The sequence below is a fragment of the Streptomyces sp. CA-294286 genome, from assembly GCF_050947155.1.
Classification (GTDB): Bacteria; Actinomycetota; Actinomycetes; order Streptomycetales; family Streptomycetaceae; genus Streptomyces.
In genome coordinates this window covers 2,296,262-2,312,213 of the sequence record NZ_CP192005.1, presented here as the reverse complement: position 1 = coordinate 2,312,213, position 15,952 = coordinate 2,296,262, and the positions used below count along the sequence as shown (strand labels likewise).

General features: G+C 70.6%; 17 protein-coding genes and 1 pseudogene. 7 read left to right on the top strand and 11 right to left on the bottom strand.

Going from position 1 to position 15,952, the window contains the following annotated elements; all coding sequences use genetic code 11:
* Positions 1-89: 89 nt before the first annotated feature.
* The 3 genes from ACQPZG_RS14945 (at position 90) to ACQPZG_RS14935 (ending at position 2,779) form a co-directional block, all read left to right on the top strand.
* A complete protein-coding gene (locus ACQPZG_RS14945; protein ID WP_433546255.1) occupies positions 90-623 on the top strand; it encodes an N-acetyltransferase family protein in 534 nt (177 codons plus the stop codon).
* Positions 624-799: 176 nt separating this feature from the next.
* Positions 800-1,051: a DUF4229 domain-containing protein gene (locus ACQPZG_RS14940; protein ID WP_433549415.1), complete on the top strand. Its 252-nt coding sequence runs from the start codon at positions 800-802 to the stop codon at positions 1,049-1,051.
* Positions 1,052-1,414: 363 nt separating this feature from the next.
* A complete protein-coding gene (locus ACQPZG_RS14935) occupies positions 1,415-2,779 on the top strand; it encodes a dicarboxylate/amino acid:cation symporter (protein ID WP_433546254.1) in 1,365 nt (454 codons plus the stop codon).
* Positions 2,780-3,029: 250 nt separating this feature from the next.
* Here ACQPZG_RS14935 and ACQPZG_RS14930 read toward each other — a convergent pair whose 3' ends face one another.
* A complete protein-coding gene (locus ACQPZG_RS14930; protein WP_433546253.1) occupies positions 3,030-3,857 on the bottom strand; it encodes a thioredoxin domain-containing protein in 828 nt (275 codons plus the stop codon).
* Positions 3,858-4,079: 222 nt separating this feature from the next.
* Between ACQPZG_RS14930 and ACQPZG_RS14925 the strand changes: the two genes are divergently transcribed.
* Complete coding sequence (locus tag ACQPZG_RS14925) at positions 4,080-4,703, top strand: TetR/AcrR family transcriptional regulator (protein ID WP_433546252.1); 624 nt, start codon at positions 4,080-4,082, stop codon at positions 4,701-4,703.
* Between the two features lie 302 nt (positions 4,704-5,005).
* Here the strand turns inward: ACQPZG_RS14925 and ACQPZG_RS14920 are convergent, their stop codons facing one another.
* From ACQPZG_RS14920 to ACQPZG_RS14900, 5 genes are all read right to left on the bottom strand, one after another.
* Positions 5,006-5,548 carry a hypothetical protein gene (locus tag ACQPZG_RS14920; RefSeq protein ID WP_433546251.1) on the bottom strand — a complete coding sequence of 181 codons (543 nt, stop codon included), beginning with the start codon at positions 5,546-5,548 and terminating at the stop codon, positions 5,006-5,008.
* Positions 5,549-5,816: 268 nt separating this feature from the next.
* Positions 5,817-7,169, bottom strand: coding sequence for a 3-oxoacyl-ACP reductase (locus tag ACQPZG_RS14915; protein WP_433546250.1), 1,353 nt, complete (start codon positions 7,167-7,169; stop codon positions 5,817-5,819).
* Between the two features lie 763 nt (positions 7,170-7,932).
* Entirely contained in the window at positions 7,933-8,145 is a 213-nt protein-coding gene (locus tag ACQPZG_RS14910; RefSeq protein WP_433549414.1) for a ferredoxin, read from the bottom strand.
* Positions 8,146-8,238: 93 nt separating this feature from the next.
* Positions 8,239-9,516, bottom strand: a complete 1,278-nt coding sequence (locus ACQPZG_RS14905; RefSeq protein WP_433546249.1) for a cytochrome P450 — start codon at positions 9,514-9,516, stop codon at positions 8,239-8,241.
* Positions 9,517-9,663: 147 nt separating this feature from the next.
* Entirely contained in the window at positions 9,664-10,140 is a 477-nt protein-coding gene (locus tag ACQPZG_RS14900) for a hypothetical protein (protein WP_433546248.1), read from the bottom strand.
* Positions 10,141-10,636: 496 nt separating this feature from the next.
* Between ACQPZG_RS14900 and ACQPZG_RS14895 the strand changes: the two genes are divergently transcribed.
* Positions 10,637-11,134 (top strand): DUF5949 family protein, encoded by a 498-nt coding sequence (locus ACQPZG_RS14895; RefSeq protein ID WP_433546247.1) that lies wholly within the window; start codon positions 10,637-10,639, stop codon positions 11,132-11,134.
* Between the two features lie 139 nt (positions 11,135-11,273).
* Here ACQPZG_RS14895 and ACQPZG_RS14890 read toward each other — a convergent pair whose 3' ends face one another.
* Positions 11,274-11,684, bottom strand: coding sequence for a rodlin (locus tag ACQPZG_RS14890; RefSeq protein WP_433546246.1), 411 nt, complete (start codon positions 11,682-11,684; stop codon positions 11,274-11,276).
* A gap of 273 nt (positions 11,685-11,957) precedes the next feature.
* On the opposite strand from ACQPZG_RS14890, the gene ACQPZG_RS14885 reads away from it, so the two are divergent.
* On the top strand, positions 11,958-12,359 hold the full coding sequence (locus tag ACQPZG_RS14885) for a rodlin (RefSeq protein WP_433546245.1): 402 nt from the start codon (positions 11,958-11,960) through the stop codon (positions 12,357-12,359).
* A gap of 448 nt (positions 12,360-12,807) precedes the next feature.
* Positions 12,808-13,047 (top strand): chaplin, encoded by a 240-nt coding sequence (locus tag ACQPZG_RS14880; protein WP_433546244.1) that lies wholly within the window; start codon positions 12,808-12,810, stop codon positions 13,045-13,047.
* A 90-nt stretch (positions 13,048-13,137) separates the two neighbouring features.
* Here ACQPZG_RS14880 and ACQPZG_RS14875 read toward each other — a convergent pair whose 3' ends face one another.
* The 4 genes and pseudogenes from ACQPZG_RS14875 to ACQPZG_RS14860 all read right to left on the bottom strand — a co-directional run bounded on the left by ACQPZG_RS14875 (position 13,138) and on the right by ACQPZG_RS14860 (position 15,832).
* Entirely contained in the window at positions 13,138-13,452 is a 315-nt protein-coding gene (locus ACQPZG_RS14875; RefSeq protein ID WP_433546243.1) for a hypothetical protein, read from the bottom strand.
* A gap of 991 nt (positions 13,453-14,443) precedes the next feature.
* A pseudogene (locus tag ACQPZG_RS14870) lies at positions 14,444-14,851 on the bottom strand (chaplin); the annotation flags it as partial.
* A 145-nt stretch (positions 14,852-14,996) separates the two neighbouring features.
* Entirely contained in the window at positions 14,997-15,230 is a 234-nt protein-coding gene (locus ACQPZG_RS14865) for a chaplin (protein ID WP_433546242.1), read from the bottom strand.
* 362 nt (positions 15,231-15,592) lie between these two features.
* On the bottom strand, positions 15,593-15,832 hold the full coding sequence (locus ACQPZG_RS14860; RefSeq protein ID WP_433546241.1) for a hypothetical protein: 240 nt from the start codon (positions 15,830-15,832) through the stop codon (positions 15,593-15,595).
* Positions 15,833-15,952: the final 120 nt, after the last annotated feature.

Here is a 15,952-nt window from a genome sequence, read left to right as displayed (position 1 = left end):
CCGGCCGTCGTCCGTACGCACGAGAGCCCCGGCCCCGGAGGAGCACCCCCTCGGCCGGGGCTCCTCGCGTTCCGGCTAGCGTGCCGCCCATGGACAACGCACCACTCCGCTTCGTTCTCGACCCGCCCGTCGACGCCGCACTCCGGGACGGTCTGATCGCCCTCTGGGCGGACGTCACCGACGCGGGCGGCGCCGTCGGTTTCGTCCCCCCGGCCGATCCCGAACAGATACGGCCCGAGCTGGTCCACCACTTCGTCGCCATGGCCGAGGGCCGCACCCGGCTGCTCGTCGGATACGACGAGGACGGTGCCGTCGCCGCCACCGCGTACCTCACCCGCAACACTCACCGCCTGATGACCCACTGGCTCTGGCTCTACACGGTGATGGTGCACCCCCGGCACCAGGGCAAGGGCCACGGTCGCGCCCTCATGTCGGCCGCCGCCGACGCCGCCCGCACGATGCCCGGCATCGAGGCGATCCGGCTGACCTGCCGCGGCGGCATCGGCGCGGACACCTTCTACGCGACCTGCGGCTACAAGGAGGTGGGTCGCGTACCGGGCGCGATCCGGGTGGCCCCGGGCGACGACCGGGACGACGTGATCATGCTCCTGTCGCTCACCTGACACGAGCGCCGCCCCGGGCCCCCGCGGGCAGCGGCCCGGAACCGCGGGGGCCCGGCGGACGCGCCGGGTCCCTGTGCTGTACTGGGTGGAGCCCGTTTGGCCGCTGCTGAGAAGAAGGTCCCGCCGTGAGCACCCATGACGTGAGCACCAAGCACGCGACGATCCGCTACACCGCGATGCGCCTGGCCGTCTTCGCCGCCTGCTTCGGCGCGATCTGGATCCTGGTCAGCCTGCGCGTCCTGCCCTCCGGCCTCGGGGGCCTCTCGAACGTGATGTGGGTGATGCTGCTCGCGATCGTCGTCTCCGCGCCGCTCAGCTTCGTCCTGCTCCGCAAGCAGCGCGACGCGATGTCCGTGCGCATCGTGGAGAAGGTCGACGAGACCAAGGCCCGCATGGAGTCCAACCGCCGGCAGGAGGACCTCGCGTAAGCGGTCCGTAAGCTCCGTCACACCCCTCGGCGCCCCGGGAACGAGCCACTCGCTCAACTCCCGGGGCGCTGCCCGTTTTTCACCGCACCTGCCCCACATCCGACCACATTTCCCCCAAAGAAGACCTTTGATGTTCTCAAAGTTGCAGTGTTAACGTATTCGGCATGACGACATCCGCCGCGCCCCGCAACCCCATGAGCGTTCCGCTCGTGGCGCGCCTGCATGTCGATCTCTGCCGCCGGGTCTCGGCCGCCTGTCGCCGCTCCGTCTGAAGACTCGAACTCTCGAATCCTCGAAGTTCAGCGCGACCTTTCTCTTCACCCCTCTGCCTCCAGCAGCTCTTTCCTTCACCGGAGTGTGCCCGTGTCCGCGTCCCCCGCGCAGCCGGCCGACCAGGCCGACCAGCCTGTGAAGCCCAAGAAGAAGAACCCCATATCCAGGATTCCGTTCGGAGTCCAGGTCCTGCTGGGCCTGGCCCTCGGCGTCCTGCTCGGCTGGCTGGCCCGGCAGTACGACATCGCCTCGCTCAGCACGACCCTGGAGACCATCGGCAAGACCTTCGTCGGCCTGCTGAAGCTGGCCGTCGCCCCGCTGGTCTTCTTCGCGATCCTGGTGTCGATCACCAACCTCCGCCAGGTCAACAACGCCGCCCGACTGGCGAGCCGCACGCTCCTCTGGTTCATGATCACGTCGCTGATCGCCGTGGCCATCGGCCTGGTGATCGGTCTGGTCACCAACCCCGGCGCGGGCACCGGCCTCACCGCCGCCGACGGCAAGAAGCCCGAGGACGCGGGCTCCTGGATCGACTTCCTCACCGGGATCATCCCGACGGACATCATCACGCCGTTCCAGGAACTGAAGGTCCTCCAGATCGTCTTCATGGCAGTGGTGGCAGGCGTCGCGGCCCTCGCCCTCGGCGAAAAGGCCAAGCCGATCCTCACCCTCTCCACCTCGGTCCTGGAGCTTCTCCAGAAGGCCCTGTGGTGGGTCATCCTGCTGGCCCCGCTCGGCACCATCGGCCTCATCGGCAAGGCGGTCTCGCAGTACGGCTGGGACCTGCTCGGCCCGTACGCGACCTTCACCGCGGACATCTACATCGGTTGCGCCCTGGTCCTCTTCGGCGTCTACCCGCTGCTTCTGGCCACGGTGGCCAAGGTCAGCCCGCTCCAGTTCTTCAAGGGCGCGTGGCCGGCCATCCAGCTGGCCTTCGTCTCGCGCTCCTCGGTCGGCACCATGCCGGTCACCCAGCGGGTCACCGAGCGCCTGGGCGTTCCGAAGGAGTACGCCTCCTTCGCCGTCCCGTTCGGCGCGACCACGAAGATGGACGGTTGCGCCGCGATCTACCCGGCGCTCGCCGCGATCTTCATCGCGCAGATCTTCGACGTGCAGCTGGGCATCAAGGAGTACCTGCTCATCGTCTTCGTCTCGGTCATCGGCTCGGCGGCCACCGCGGGCCTCACCGGCGCGACGGTCATGCTGACCCTGACCCTCTCCACGCTGGGACTGCCCCTGGAGGGCGTCGGCCTCCTCATGGCGATCGACCCGATCCTCGACATGATGCGCACGGCCACGAACGTCGCCGGTCAGGCGGCCGTCCCGGTGATCGTCGCGGCCCGCGAGAAGATCCTCGACCACGACATGTTCAACTCGGCGTCGGCGTCCCCGATCGACGAGCCGGAGCCGCAGGAGTCCAAGAAGTCCGAGGACCGCGTGCCGGTCACCGCGTGAGCGGCACGAAGGCCGGTCGGCAGCACTGAGCGAAGCCCCCCACCGCACGCCGGTGGGGGGCTTCCGTCTGTCCTCGGCCCGGATGCGGCCGGCGCGTCGCACCGACGCACACCGGCTGGTGCGCCGGTGTGAGGCCGGGACCACCTGCACGGTCGGCACCCGGGCGCCATGCGGTGGACGTCGCGCAGGCCCGCTTCCCCTACTGACGTGCGGTCGCGGTTGCGGTTGCGGCTCGGACCGGGATCCGGTCTCAGGCCCTCTTCCACCGCTGCGGGTTCGCCGCTACCCAGTCGAGCAGCTGGGGCAGGGACTCGGGGTCGAACAGGAACGAACGGGCCGTGTCCGGGTCCTTGTAGTCGTTCGGGTACACCCATTCCCCCGCGCGGTCGCTCAACCTTCGGCCGTTGATGTCGGCGCTGGGCGTACCGGGGCCCCGGCCGTCCTCGCTGGAGCGGTCGTACGCGGCCTGCGAACGCACCACGAAGTCCCGGTACTCCATCTTCTTGACCGCCGAGTCGAAGGCCGGGCCGCGCAACCCCCGGACCTCGTCGGCCACCTCCAGCAAGAACCCGGTGGTGAAGTCCTCCTCGGGGTTCGCCGGCTCGCGAGTGAAGAGCAACTCGTGGTACTTGGTGAACTTGCCCGCTTCCAGTGCCGCCCGCAGTGCGTTGACGGCCCGCTTCGAACCGTCGCCGCCTCTCTTGTCGTCGAGGAAGGAAGCGAAGACGTACTCGGTCCTGATCCTGCGCTGCTCGGTGGCCGTGCGCAGTGCGGGGGCGCTGCCCTCGACCTCGAACTCCTTGCAGGCGGGGCAGCGCGGATCCTCGTAGAGGCGCACGGTGACGGGTGCGTACGGGTCACCGACGACGATGGTGGTCCCGTCCTGGGCAAGCTTCTCGGGCACGAGGTGCAGGCCCGCGTACGGGGCGGCCGACGGCTTCGGGGGCTTGTTGTTCGAGGCGTCGACGAGTCTGCCGCATCCCGCCAGCGCGCTCCCGGCCAGCAGTGTTCCGAGCAGCAGTGTCGCGAAGCGGGTGCCGGACCGTCTTCGGCGCTCCGTAGCAGCTGAGTTCACCATGTCTCCCTCCCCTGACCAGCGTGTTCTGGCCACAGGGAGGATACGGCGGGACCCGCGCCCCGCCTCGGGGTTTTCGGGCACGGGTGCTGTCCGGCCCCCCTTGCCGCCCCCGCGGGGCCCGTACCCTTGCCAGTGACTACGCGGGCGGTTGGGGCAGGGGGGCAAGTGGGGCAGACGGACCGGTTGAGGCGGGGACCGGGAGGCGGCGGCAAGGTCAGGCGGATGCCGCGGGCGGTGCGGGAGCAGCAGATGCTGGACGCGGCCGTGCGGAGTTTCGCCAGGCTCGGCTACCGGGCCGCTTCGATGGATCAGATCGCGCAACTGGCGGGCGTGTCCAAGCCGTTGGTGTACCTGTACCTGAACTCGAAGGACGAGTTGTTCACGGCGTGCATACGGCGTGAGGCGGGCGCACTGGTGGCGGCTGTGCGGGCGGGGGTTGAACCGGGGCTGCCCGCGGACCGGCAGTTGTGGGACGGGCTCACCGCCTTCTTCACCCACACCGCCGAGAACCCGGACGGCTGGGCCGTGCTGCACCGCCAGGCCCGCACCCACGGGGAGCCCTTCGCCGCCGAGGTCACCGCGATGCGTGAGGACATGGCGGCGTTCGTGACGCACCTGATAGGCGACGCGGCCCGCGAGGCACGCCGCGATCCCCGCCTGGCCGACGCGGAGGTGACGGGCCTGGCGCAGGCGTTGGTGGGCGCGGCCGAATCCCTCGCCGACTGGGCGAACGCGACGCCCGGAGTCACCGCGCGGGTGGCCGCGTCGACGCTGATGAACTTCGCCTGGGCAGGGCTGCAAAACCTCCTCCACGACACCCCTTGGACGCCACCCCCACCCCCATAACCCCCTTGGGCCCCGGACCATCCCACCCACCCACCCTGCGCCCCTTCGGGCGACGGGCCCGCTCGCCCCCCGGTAGCCCTCTCGGGCGGCGGGGCCGCCCCCCGGGGGGCGGAACGGGCGGGCAAGGGGGCGGCCCCCACGCGGAGCGTTCCCCACTCGCTCTACGTCCCCCACCAAAGCTCTGCCGCGCCCGCACCCCGCCCCGCACCCCGCACCCACCCCGCGCAACGCCGGCACCCTCGCCCCGCCCGGCCCCACCTGTCGCCCCACCGACGCAACCCCTCGCCGTCCGCCCGCCCCGTTCAAACGGTGTGCGGACCCGCAGCTCCACCCCGGCGCAGCCCGATCCTCACCAGGGCCCGTACCGCCTCCGCACGCGAGTAGGCGTTCTCCTCGGCGAACCGGTCGACCCCCGGAAGGAGTTCACCGAGCCGCACCTGGACCCGCCCGCCGATCGGCGGACGGCCCGGCCCCCGTTCCACTTCGTCCGGCAGGCCGGGCAGCCACCGCCGGACAGCCTCCTCGTGCCGGTTGCGGGTGAGCCAGTCCACCGCCTCCATGTCGGTCAGGAACCGGCAGCGGTCCCCGCGCGACACCCGGCCGGCCATCGCCCGGTCCGCCAGACGCGTCTCCAGCACCCACCGGCCCTCGCCCGTACGGTGCAGCGACTCGACCACGGCCTTCTCGACCCGAGACCGCCCGGACTTCCGGCGCCCCGCGGGTCCCTCCTCCGACGACGCCTCGGAGAAGGACGCCTCGACCTGCTCACGGTCGAACCAACCGTCCGTCTCCGTATGCGGGTTCCCGTCGACTTCCTGATAGCGATGGACCGGTACTCGCGTCATGCTCCACCTTCCTCAGACATTAACGACATCGTTAATGTACGCCTCGATACAAGGCGCGTCACGGGGGCCGACACCCCTTGTTGTCCCGGGGCGGACCGGGGCGGCGAACAGGTCACGGAGCCGGGTGCGGCGGATCCTGCCGTGACGGCTAGCGCGGGGGGCCGTCGGATCGCAGACCCGGCGTCGCCGCTGCGGCGAGGCACAGTGGCCCCTCCTCCCTAAGCTCCGTAAGGGGCCGACGGCAGGGCGCGGTGTCCCGCCGCTCGCCTCACGCCCCCGGCACGCTCTGCCCGCACACCCGCACCACCTGCCCGTTGACCGCCGCCGAACCAGGATGGGCGAGCCAGGCCGCCGTCTCGGCGACGTCCTCCGGGCAGCCGTACTGCGCGAGGGAGTTCATCCGACGGCCGGCCTCGCGCACGAGGCGCGGGGATGCCGTCGTGGTCCGTGTCGTGATGGAGCCGGGGGCGATCGCGTTGACGGTGATGCCGTACGAGCCGAGTCCCGGCGCCAGTGCGCGCACGAGACCGGCCACCCCCGCCTTGCCCGTCGCGTAGTTCGTCTGTCCGGCGCTGCCCGCGAGCCCGGCGACGGCGGAGGTGGCGATGATGCGCGAACCGGTCCCCAAGGCACCCGACTTCACCAGCGCACGGGTGGTCCGTACGACCGCTCCGAGATTGACGTCGAGCACCGCCCTCCACGCCGTCTCCGACATGTCGGCCAGTCGGCGGTCCCGGGTGAGACCCGCGTGGTGGACGAGGACGTCGAGCGGGCCGACCTCCGCCATGCGGTCGGCGGCTTCCGGAGTGGTGACGTCCAGAACGAGGGCCGTCCCTCCGACCCGTACGGCCGTCCGTTCCAGCTCCTCCGCCGCCTGTGGCACGTCCACGCACACGACCTGCGCACCGTCCCGCGCCAGCGCGGTGGCGACGGCGGCGCCGATGCCTCGGGCGGCTCCCGTCACCAGGGCGGTACGCCCGGCCAGCGGCCTCTCCCAGTCGTCGACCGCCACCCCGCCCTCGACCGGGCTGAGTTGCACGACCTGTCCGTTCACACAGGCCGACTTCGGTGAGATCAGGAAGCGCAGCGTCGACTCGGCCCCGGCGACGGCAGGGTCGCCCGCGTGTCCCCGCGCTCCGGGACCGTCCGCGGCCAGTCGCACCAACTGTGCCGTCCGCCCCCGGCCCAGCTCCTTCGCCAGCGACCGTACGAACCCCTCCAGCGCGACCTGCACCGCGGCCTGTTCGGGGTCCCCGCCGGACGGGGTCGCACCGATCACCACCACCCGTCCGCTCGCCCGCACCGATCCCACGACCGGACGCAGCGCGGCGTGCACCGCCGCGAGGTCCTCCACCGTCGCCACGCCGGAGGCGTCCAGCACCACGACCGCCGGGTCGCGCGCCTCCGACCGCTCGACGTCCATTCCGGTACGGGAGAGCAGCGCGTGGAGTGCCGACGCGCGATCTGAACCGCCTGCCGACAACACCAGCAACGTCCCGTCCAGCAGCGGACGTTCCGGCGTCCACCGCACCAGCTCCTCCGGCTGCGGCAGCCCGAGCCGCCGGGTCAGGAACCGGCCGGGGGCCGTACCCGCGAGACGCAGATAGCGATCAGCAGCCATTGCCCAGACTCCCCATTCGTACGACCCGCCCACACGCCCGAACCGGCGTTCCTGTGAGCCGTGTACCCCGACCGAGCTGGACCGACCGGCCGACGCCGGACCGTTTTGGCGGTAAACCGTACGAGGAGAGGCGGCGCGTCCCGGACGCCGACGGACGGCGTACACGCCCCGGACGCCGACCGACGGCGTACACGCACCACCCGCCGCCGCACACCCGCCCCACCCCGTGCCACACCCGCCCCACCCCGTGCCACACCCGCCCCACCCCGTGCCGCGCCCGCCGCACACACAGCGTCGCCCGCGCAGGGCCTCTGCACATCCACCGCCACGTGTGCCGCGCGGTGCCTCCGCACACTCGCTGCACACTGCAACGCCCGCGTGCCTACCGCCCACGCAGCGTCGCCCACGCAGCGCCTCCGCGCGCTGCGTCGCGCAACGCCCCCGCACCTACCGCCCACGCAGCGTCGCTCGCGTAGTGCTTCTGCACGTCGACCGCACACTGTGCCGCGCCCGCTGCCCCCGCGCCCGCCGCCCACAGCGTCGGCCGCGATGTCTCCACGCGCCGCCGCCGCACGCCCGCCGCACACAGAGCGTCGCCCGCGCAGTGCCCCCACGAGTCCGCCGCACTCTGCACCACGCAGTGCCTCCGCACACTGCGCCGCGCCCGCCGTCCCCGCGCCGCCGCACACCCGCCGCCCACAGCGCCGCCCGCGCAGTGGTTCGCGCCCGCCGCAGGCAGCGCCCGTGCGACGCCACGTGCCCGCTAGGACGCGGACCGTACGTCCGTCACGCTGATCGCGCCCACCGGGCAGGCCCGCACCGCCTCCCGTACCGGCGCGCCAGGACCCACTGCCCCTTGCTCCCAGCCCTCCAACAGCTCGGACAGCCCCTCGTCGTCCTGGGTGAAGACCCGGGGCGCGAGCAACGCGCACTGGCCTGCCCCGATGCAGACGTCCTTGTCGATCCCGATGTCCATCCCGCTCCCGCTCCGGTTCCCGCTCACCTGTTCCGCCGCCCGCACGGCGTCACGCACGTCTTCCCGTACGCCCTCCTGCACGTCTCCCACCCCTCACCACGTCACCGGCAGCTCGAACAGCCCCTGGATCGTGTCGCCCGGCTTGTGCGGAACCTCCGCCGCCGGTACAGCGAGCCGCAGCCCCGGCAGCCGCCGGAACAACGTCCCGAGCGCGATCTCCATCTCCGCGCGCGCCAGGTTCTGCCCCAGGCACTGATGAATCCCGAACCCGAACGCCAAATGCCGTTCCCGGCGCTCCACATCGAGCGCGTCCGGCGACTCGAACGCCGCCGGATCGCGGTTGATCAGCGACGTCGCGAGCACCACCGTCTCCCCGGCCCGGATCGTCACCCCGCCGATCTCGATGTCCTCCGTGGCCAGCCGCGCCATCCCGTCCGCGATCGACAGGTATCGCAGCAACTCCTCGCAGGCCGTCACCACACCGGCGGCGTCCGCGGCCCGGAACCGGGCCAACTGCTCCGGGTGCTCCAGCAGGGTGAACGTTCCCAGCGCAATCATGTTGGCGGTCGTCTCGTGCCCGGCGATGAGGAGGATCTCCGCGAGGTTGACCAATTCCTCCCGGTCCTCGAAGACGCCGATCATGTCGTCCAGCAGTCCGACCGGCAGCCCTTCCACTCCGGCTTGTTTCCGCTCCACCAAATCACCGATGTACGCGTCCAGGGCGTCCCGTGCCGTCTCCACGTCCTCCTGCTCGGGTCCCCGCAGCAGCTTCCGCGACTGCTCCTCGAAGAAGTCGTGGTCCGCGTACGGCACCCCGAGCAGCGCGCAGATGACCATCGAGGGCACCGGCAGCGCGAACGCGCTCACCAGGTCGGCCGGCGCGCCGCGCTCCACCATGTCGTCCAGCAGCCGGTCCACGGTCTCCTGGATCGCGGGCCGCAGCGCCGCCGTCCGCTTCAGCGTGAAGCCGGGGATCAACTTCCGCCGCTGTACGTTGTGTTCGGGATCGTCGACGCCCAACAGCTCCACCCGTCGCCGTTCCACCTTCTCCAGCCGCCGCTGGAACACCGGGAACTCCGGCCGCGTGCGGTCCGACGAAAGCCGCTGGTCGGCGAGGAGCGCCCGCGCCTCCGCGAGCCCGCTCACCATCCACACCTCGCTCCCGTCGTAGATCTCCACCCGGCTGACGGGCCGGCCCGACGCACGCAGCGGGTCGTACCCGGGCGGCGGCGCGTACGGACAGGCGCGGTCCTGCGGAAAGACGACGGGCGAGCCGGGTACGGGCGACCCGGATACGACCGACCCGGTGACGGGTGTCTCGGATACGACCGACCCGCTGACGGGTGTCTCGGTCTCGAACGTTTCGGTCACGGGCGACTCAGTCACGGACAACCTCACAGGGAAGCGGAGGGACCTCTACCGATCACTCCCCACTAGATGCCCGGGGCTCCCAGCCGGTCTACGCGATGTTCGGCCAAAGGGGCGACGGCGGGTGGCCCGGTGCGGTGACGCGCACCGTCACGACAGATCCGTACGTCCCAGCCACGCCGGTTTCACCGGCACCCCGTCGTCGTACCGCGCGATCGGATCCACCTGCTCCGGAAGGGGCTCGGGCTCCGGCGCGGCCTCCCGTACGGGCCGGGGCTCCGGCGCGGCATCCTGCACGGGCCGGGGCTCCGGCACGGTCTCCGGTCCGGGCCCGGGTTGTGGCCGCGGGGGCGCGTCGCTGTCCTCCAGAAGCTCCGCCAGCGTGAACCGGGAGCCGTACGTTTGCCAGCCCCCGTCCACGACCAGCAGGAACCCGTCCTGGTACCGGAACAGCCGCCGGCGCCGGGAAATACGCGGATGCTCGGGCCGGTACTCCCGCGCCCGCCGCTCCAGCTCCGCCATCGCCTCTTCGCGCGAGCCCTCCACATGGGAGAGGACGTAGGCCTCCGACCGCTTCCGGTCGCCGACGCCGGTGGTCATCTCCAGCACCAGCCCCCAGGTCGTCATCGCGCGCCGCCGTTCAACCGCAGGCGAACGTTGCTCATTGCTCTCCAAGAGGCTTCTCGACGGTCGGCCCGGGTTGCCTCGGGGGACGACGTACTCACGCCGGCATGATCGCACAGCGGTTCGGGGCCGGAGCGGCCCCCGGCCGGAGGACCCTCGCTCGGAGCCGGCTCGACGTCCGGCGCGTCGGCCCGTTGTCAGTGGCCCGTGCGACGGTGCGCCCATGGAACCTTCACGCGTGATCGAAGCACTGTGGGACCGGATCCGCGCCCTCAATGGCGGACGCCGCTGGTCGAACCCATGTGACGGGACCGGCGGCGACGGGGGGCGGCGCGGGGAGGCCGGGGGGTAGGCCGAGAGAGGCAGGGGGCGAGGGGGTCCGGGTCGGCACCCCCGTGCCCGGCCGGTTACCCGTACGGGCTACGGCAGGGCATTCCTTAGCCTGAGTGGGTGACATGCGTGGCCGAACGGCCAATCAGCGCAATTACTGTCCTGTCGCATGACTTCAACCCAAACCGACGTCCCCCTCAACCGCGCACACCTGGGCACCGTCGCCGTGCTCGCCTGGGCGGGGGAACACGCCGACGACGGACACGACGCGGCCTTCCTCCTCGGATACACCCTCGGGGACGGGACCGGCACCAGCGAAGAGGGCGAAGCCGCCGTCCGGGCGGTGCTCGCCGGGGCGAAGCTGCCGGTCGGCGGAGCGATCGTCAACGGTGCGCTGTCCAGCGTCCCGGTGACGCTCGTGGTGGACGGCAGCAACGCGGTGCTGACCCTGCCGCCCCTCAACGTCACCTGCAGCGTCCCCCCGGAGTGGACCGCCGCCGCCGAGAAGCGCGGGCAGGTGCATCTGATGTTCACCACTCGCCCCTGGCCGGACCACCGGCCCGGACAGCCGGTCACCCAGGAGCAGCTCCAGGCGTTCGTGGGCGACGAGGACACCATCCGTGCCGCCGCCCACTGCCGTCTCCCGGCCGCCCGCCTGCGCAAGTAGTCCCCGTCGGACACCGGACATACGTGTGCCCCGCGAAGACGAGTCTTCGCGGGGCACACGTGCCATCTCATCCCCGTGCGCGGGAGCGGCTGTTCACGCGCACGTCTTCAACTGCCGGCCCGGGCGCTCGGCCCCGGGATCAGTTGTTGTGGGCACCGTTGCCGGAGAGGATCGGGAAGTCCTCCAGGATGTGCGAGAGCGGCTCGTCGCCCTTGGCCTGGGTCGAGTTCTCGACACACTGCTGGTTCTGCGGCGCGGACAGGATCGGGATGTCCTGAACGCCGATCGGCACGAGGCCCACGAGGGAGGTGATGTTGGCCTTGGCCGGCAGACCGATGCAGGGCTTGTTCAGGGAGCCCTGGACCAGCGACATCTGGGGGCTCATGTCACCGGCGGTCGAGGCGTTGCCGTAGTGCTGCTCGGCGCCGTTGCCGCTCTGCGACGTCGTGCCCTGGTCGTTCGAGATCGCCATGGCCTGCGGGGCGGCGATGACGCCGAGGCCCACGGCAGCTGCGGCAACTGCGGACGGGACCATCATCTTGTTACGCATGGGGGAAAACCTCTTCGTTCCGGGGGCGGGCCTTTTACGAGCTGCCCAACCGTCTGCCCCCGGGTTTGGTTCTTTCCGTTCACCCGAATGGCATAAAACCTGCCCGACAGGTGACCCGCCGCACGCATCCCGGCCGGTCTGTTCTTCATTTAATTGGTCGCACTCGGGCTGCCTTCGCTCCCATCCGAGTGAATGGAGATAACCAAAACGCCGGGTGGCAGTTCTCCAGGGAGCTCCACTACGGGGTACTCCACGGGAAAGAAGGATTCAGAGATGAAGAAGGTCATGGCAACCGCCATGTTCGCAGCGGCCACGATGAGCTTGGGCGCCCCGCAGGCCATGGCGATCGCGGACGACGACCGCGGCACCACCTCCCAGAGCGGCAACGGTGCGGAGCAGCACTACGGCAACACCTCGACCGCCGGTGACATGAGCCCGCAGCTGACCCTGGTCCAGGGCTCGCTCAACAAGCCCTGCGTCGGTCTGCCGGCCAAGGCCAACATCACCTCCCTCGTGGGCCTCGTGCCGATCGGCGTCCAGGACATCCCGATCCTGTCCGCGCCGCAGAACCAGCAGTGTGTCGAGAACTCGACCCAGGCCAAGGGCGACGAGCCGCTCTCGCACCTCCTGAGCGACTTCCCGATCCTCTCCGGCAACGGCCACCACAACGGCTGATCCCCTGTGCGCGGTCCGCTGAGAGCGGGCTGCACACACGGAATCGCTTGCACGCACAGCATTGCGCCCCCCGGCCTGAGCCGGGGGGCGCAATGCTGTGCGGTACCTCAGGAGGAATGAACAACCTGTACGAAAAGACGCGGCGGTTTTCGACGACCCGAAAGTCGACGGCTGTTTGAATCCCGCCCGAACAGGTGCAAGAAAAGGTTACCGCATACCACCGTTCGGCTCGTCGGGAATCATCCGAACGCCTTCTGTGTTTTCTGTGAGAGATACGGCCCGGTGGGCCTCGTGCAGGGGCGGTGAGAGGTAAGTAGTACAAGAATAATGAAGTCGAAATGGGCCGTCGGGGGGAACATCGATTCCGTGACGGGTTCTGGTTTCAGGGCCGTCCGGCGCTTGTGCAAGGATCCTGAAAAGTCCCCGATTCCCCAGGAGGTGCACCGTAATGAACGCTGCCAAGAAGGCTGCATTCGTCCTCGCCACTGCAGGTCTCGCCGCCGGCGCCGCCGCCGGTACGGCCGCTGCCGACAGCGAGGCGGAGGGCGTGGCGGCCAACTCTCCCGGTGTCATCTCCGGCAACCTGGCCGAGGTCCCGGTCCACGTCCCGGTCAACATCACCGGCAACACGGTCGACGTGATCGGTCTGCTCAACCCTGCGTTCGGCAACGGATCCAGCAACGACTGACCCCGGTGATCTCACGAGTGGGGCCCCACAGAAGCACTGCGGGGCCCCACTCGTCGCGTCCGACGCACTACCGGTCGGACCGTTCCTCGGTCAGCCGAGGGGAAGCCCGCCGAGCATCGAGCCCGCACCCTTGCCGCCGACCGCGTTCCCCAGCAGCTTCGCCGGGTCCGCTTCCTTCGCGTCACGCACCTTCTTGGCCACGTCCTTCGCGGAGTCGACGAGCGGAATCGGAGCATTGAGCGCCTTGGTGTGCGTGTTGTACGCCTCCACCACCTGCGCCACACCCGAGTTGAGGCTCATCGACGGGCTGGTCGGCACGCGGGACTCCGCGACCGCCGCCGAGGAACCCGCACCGACGGCAACCATCGACGCGGCCAGGACCGAAGCCGCCTTCGTGTACTTCATGAAAATTTCCTCATTCTGTGCGGGGTGGGATTCGTCAGAGGGAATGGGGCGCTTCGGTACTCCCCTCCCGGAGCGCCTACGGGTTGTCTAACGGCGCCCGGGGCCGGGGAGAAACTGAATTCGTGCCAGGTTTCTCGTACTTCACTCGCTTGCCGGGAGCGGCGGTACAAACAGAAGGTGGGGCAGGCCTCTCCTGAGGCCTGCCCCACCAGAACGGTGCGTGCCGTCCTCCGTGCGGGTTTCAGCGCTGGGCGGCGCGTGCGCGACGGGTCAGCAGTACGCCACCGCCGAGGAGCGCCGCGCTCAGGGCAGCAGCGCCACCGAGTTCACCGGCCCCGGTGTCGGCCAGGAGCGGCTTGCCGCTCTCGGCGTGCGGGACGGGCGTCGTGACAGCGCGCGGCTTACCGGGCCCGGAGGGCTTGTCGGGCGTCGGCTTGGACGGCGGCTGGCTCACGGGCGGCTGGTCGACCGGCGGCTGGCTGACCGGGGGGTCGTCGACCGGGGGAACGTCGCTCGGGGGGACGTCGCTCGGCGGTTCGTCGGCGGGCGGCTGGTCAGCGGGGGGCTGATCCGTCGGGGGCTGGTCCGTCGGCGGTTCCTCGGCGGGGGGCTCGTTCGCCGGGGGCTCGTCGGAGGGCTCCTCATCGGCCGGGGGCTGGTCCACCGGCGGCTGGTCGGTGGGGGGCTGATGCGTCGGGGGCTCGTCCGTGGGCGGCTGGTCGGCCGGGGGCTGGTCCACTGGCGGTTGGTCGGTGGGGGGCTGGTCCGTCGGGGGCTGGTCGGTGGGCGGCTGGTCCACCGGCGGTTGGTCGGTGGGCGGCTGGTCCACCGGCGGTTGGTCGGTGGGCGGCTGGTCCACCGGGGGCTCGTAGGCGGGCGGCTCGTCCGCCGGAGGTTCGTAGGCGGGCGGCTCGTTCGCCGGGGGCTCGTGGGACCGGGGCTCGTCGGCCGGAGGCTGTACGGGCGGAGGGGTCGGTCCGTTGCCGCACTTGTTGCCGAACGTCGGGTTGAACGCGCCGACCACATCGGCCGAGTTGCCGCAGGCGTTGACCGGTACGTGCACGGGGACCTGCACGTTGTTGCCCGACACGACACCGGGGGACCCGGTGACCTTCGAGCCGGCCGAAGCGCCGCCGGGCTTGCCCGACACCCGCGCCGAGTGGTTGGCGCACTTGTTGCCGAACGTCGGGTTCAGCAGACCGATGACGTTGACCGTGTTGCCGCAGGCGTTCACGGGGACGTGCACGGGGACCTGGGCGCTGTTGCCGGAGAGGACACCCGGCGAGTCCGCGGCCGTGCCGTCGCTCACCGCGTCGGCGTGGGCGTGACTCCCGGTCATCGAGAGAACGCCCGAGACGGCTGCGGTCACCAGCACGCTCTTTCGCAATACTTGTCGCACTTCGCCGTTCCCTGTCTTTCATGCTTGCGGGGCGAGCCGATTGCCCACCCACACATGAGGAGGCACTGATTGGCCGGCCCCTGAACACATGGCGTGTACTCAGGGGCCGACCAGATTCCGAACACACAAGGGTTCGGACGCAGAATTACTTGTTGACGCAGGTGTTGCCGAAGGCCGGGTTCAGCAGGCCGATGACGTTCACGGTGTTGCCGCAGAAGTTCACGGGCACCTCGATCGGAACCTGGACCACGTTCCCGGAGATGACACCGGGGGAGTTCGTCGCCACGGCCTCAGCCTCAGAGTCCGCCATGGCCGGGGAAGCCGCACCCAGGGCCATCAGCGAACCGGCGAAAACCGCGGCAACCTTCGTGTACTTCATTTTGTGACCTTTCTTTCGGTGACACCGTGAACAGCCACGTATTTCGTGCTGCACGAGTCCACTTCGGAATCCCGTAGTGCCGCCGTCGCTATACGTAACGACCTGGTGGCGGGGAGGAAACTCACTTAAATCCGTGAATTTTCCTTGTCACTCGAAAGGTCTATGCATAAAAGTCGGCAAAAGGTGTCGCCGGGAAGTCCGGGAGCCGGGCGTGGTGCGGATCCGTGGCCGACGGGTTCCGTCCTCACCGCGGCTCCGGCAGTTCGAGGGGCCGCGGGGCGGTGCGGGTCGGTGCCTGCTTCCGCTACGACCTCGGTCCAGCGTTGGGCGTACCCGCCGACCGCGCCCACCGCGGGTCCGGCTCAGCCGCCGATCGGGAGACCGCCGAGCAGCCCCGCGGGGGCAGCCGCGGTGGGAGACCCGCCCTTGGCCAGCTCGCCCAGGACGGGGAGCCCGGCGACCAGGTCGCCGGCCGGCGAGGCGGCGGGAAGGGGCACCGGGGCCGCCTCGGGGGTCGCGGCCTGGGCGGAGCCCGCGGCTGCCAGCGCGGAGCCGGAGACGAGAACGGCGAGAGCGGCGGCGGAGGCCTTCTGGTGGCGCATCGATTTCTCCTGTGTGTGGTTCGGCTGGTCGCAGTCGCAACGAGCCGCGCCGCTCGGAAGTAACGCGGTCTCCCCGTCCCCTGCGCCCCGGTCGGATCCCCGGTCCCGTGCCGAACAGTT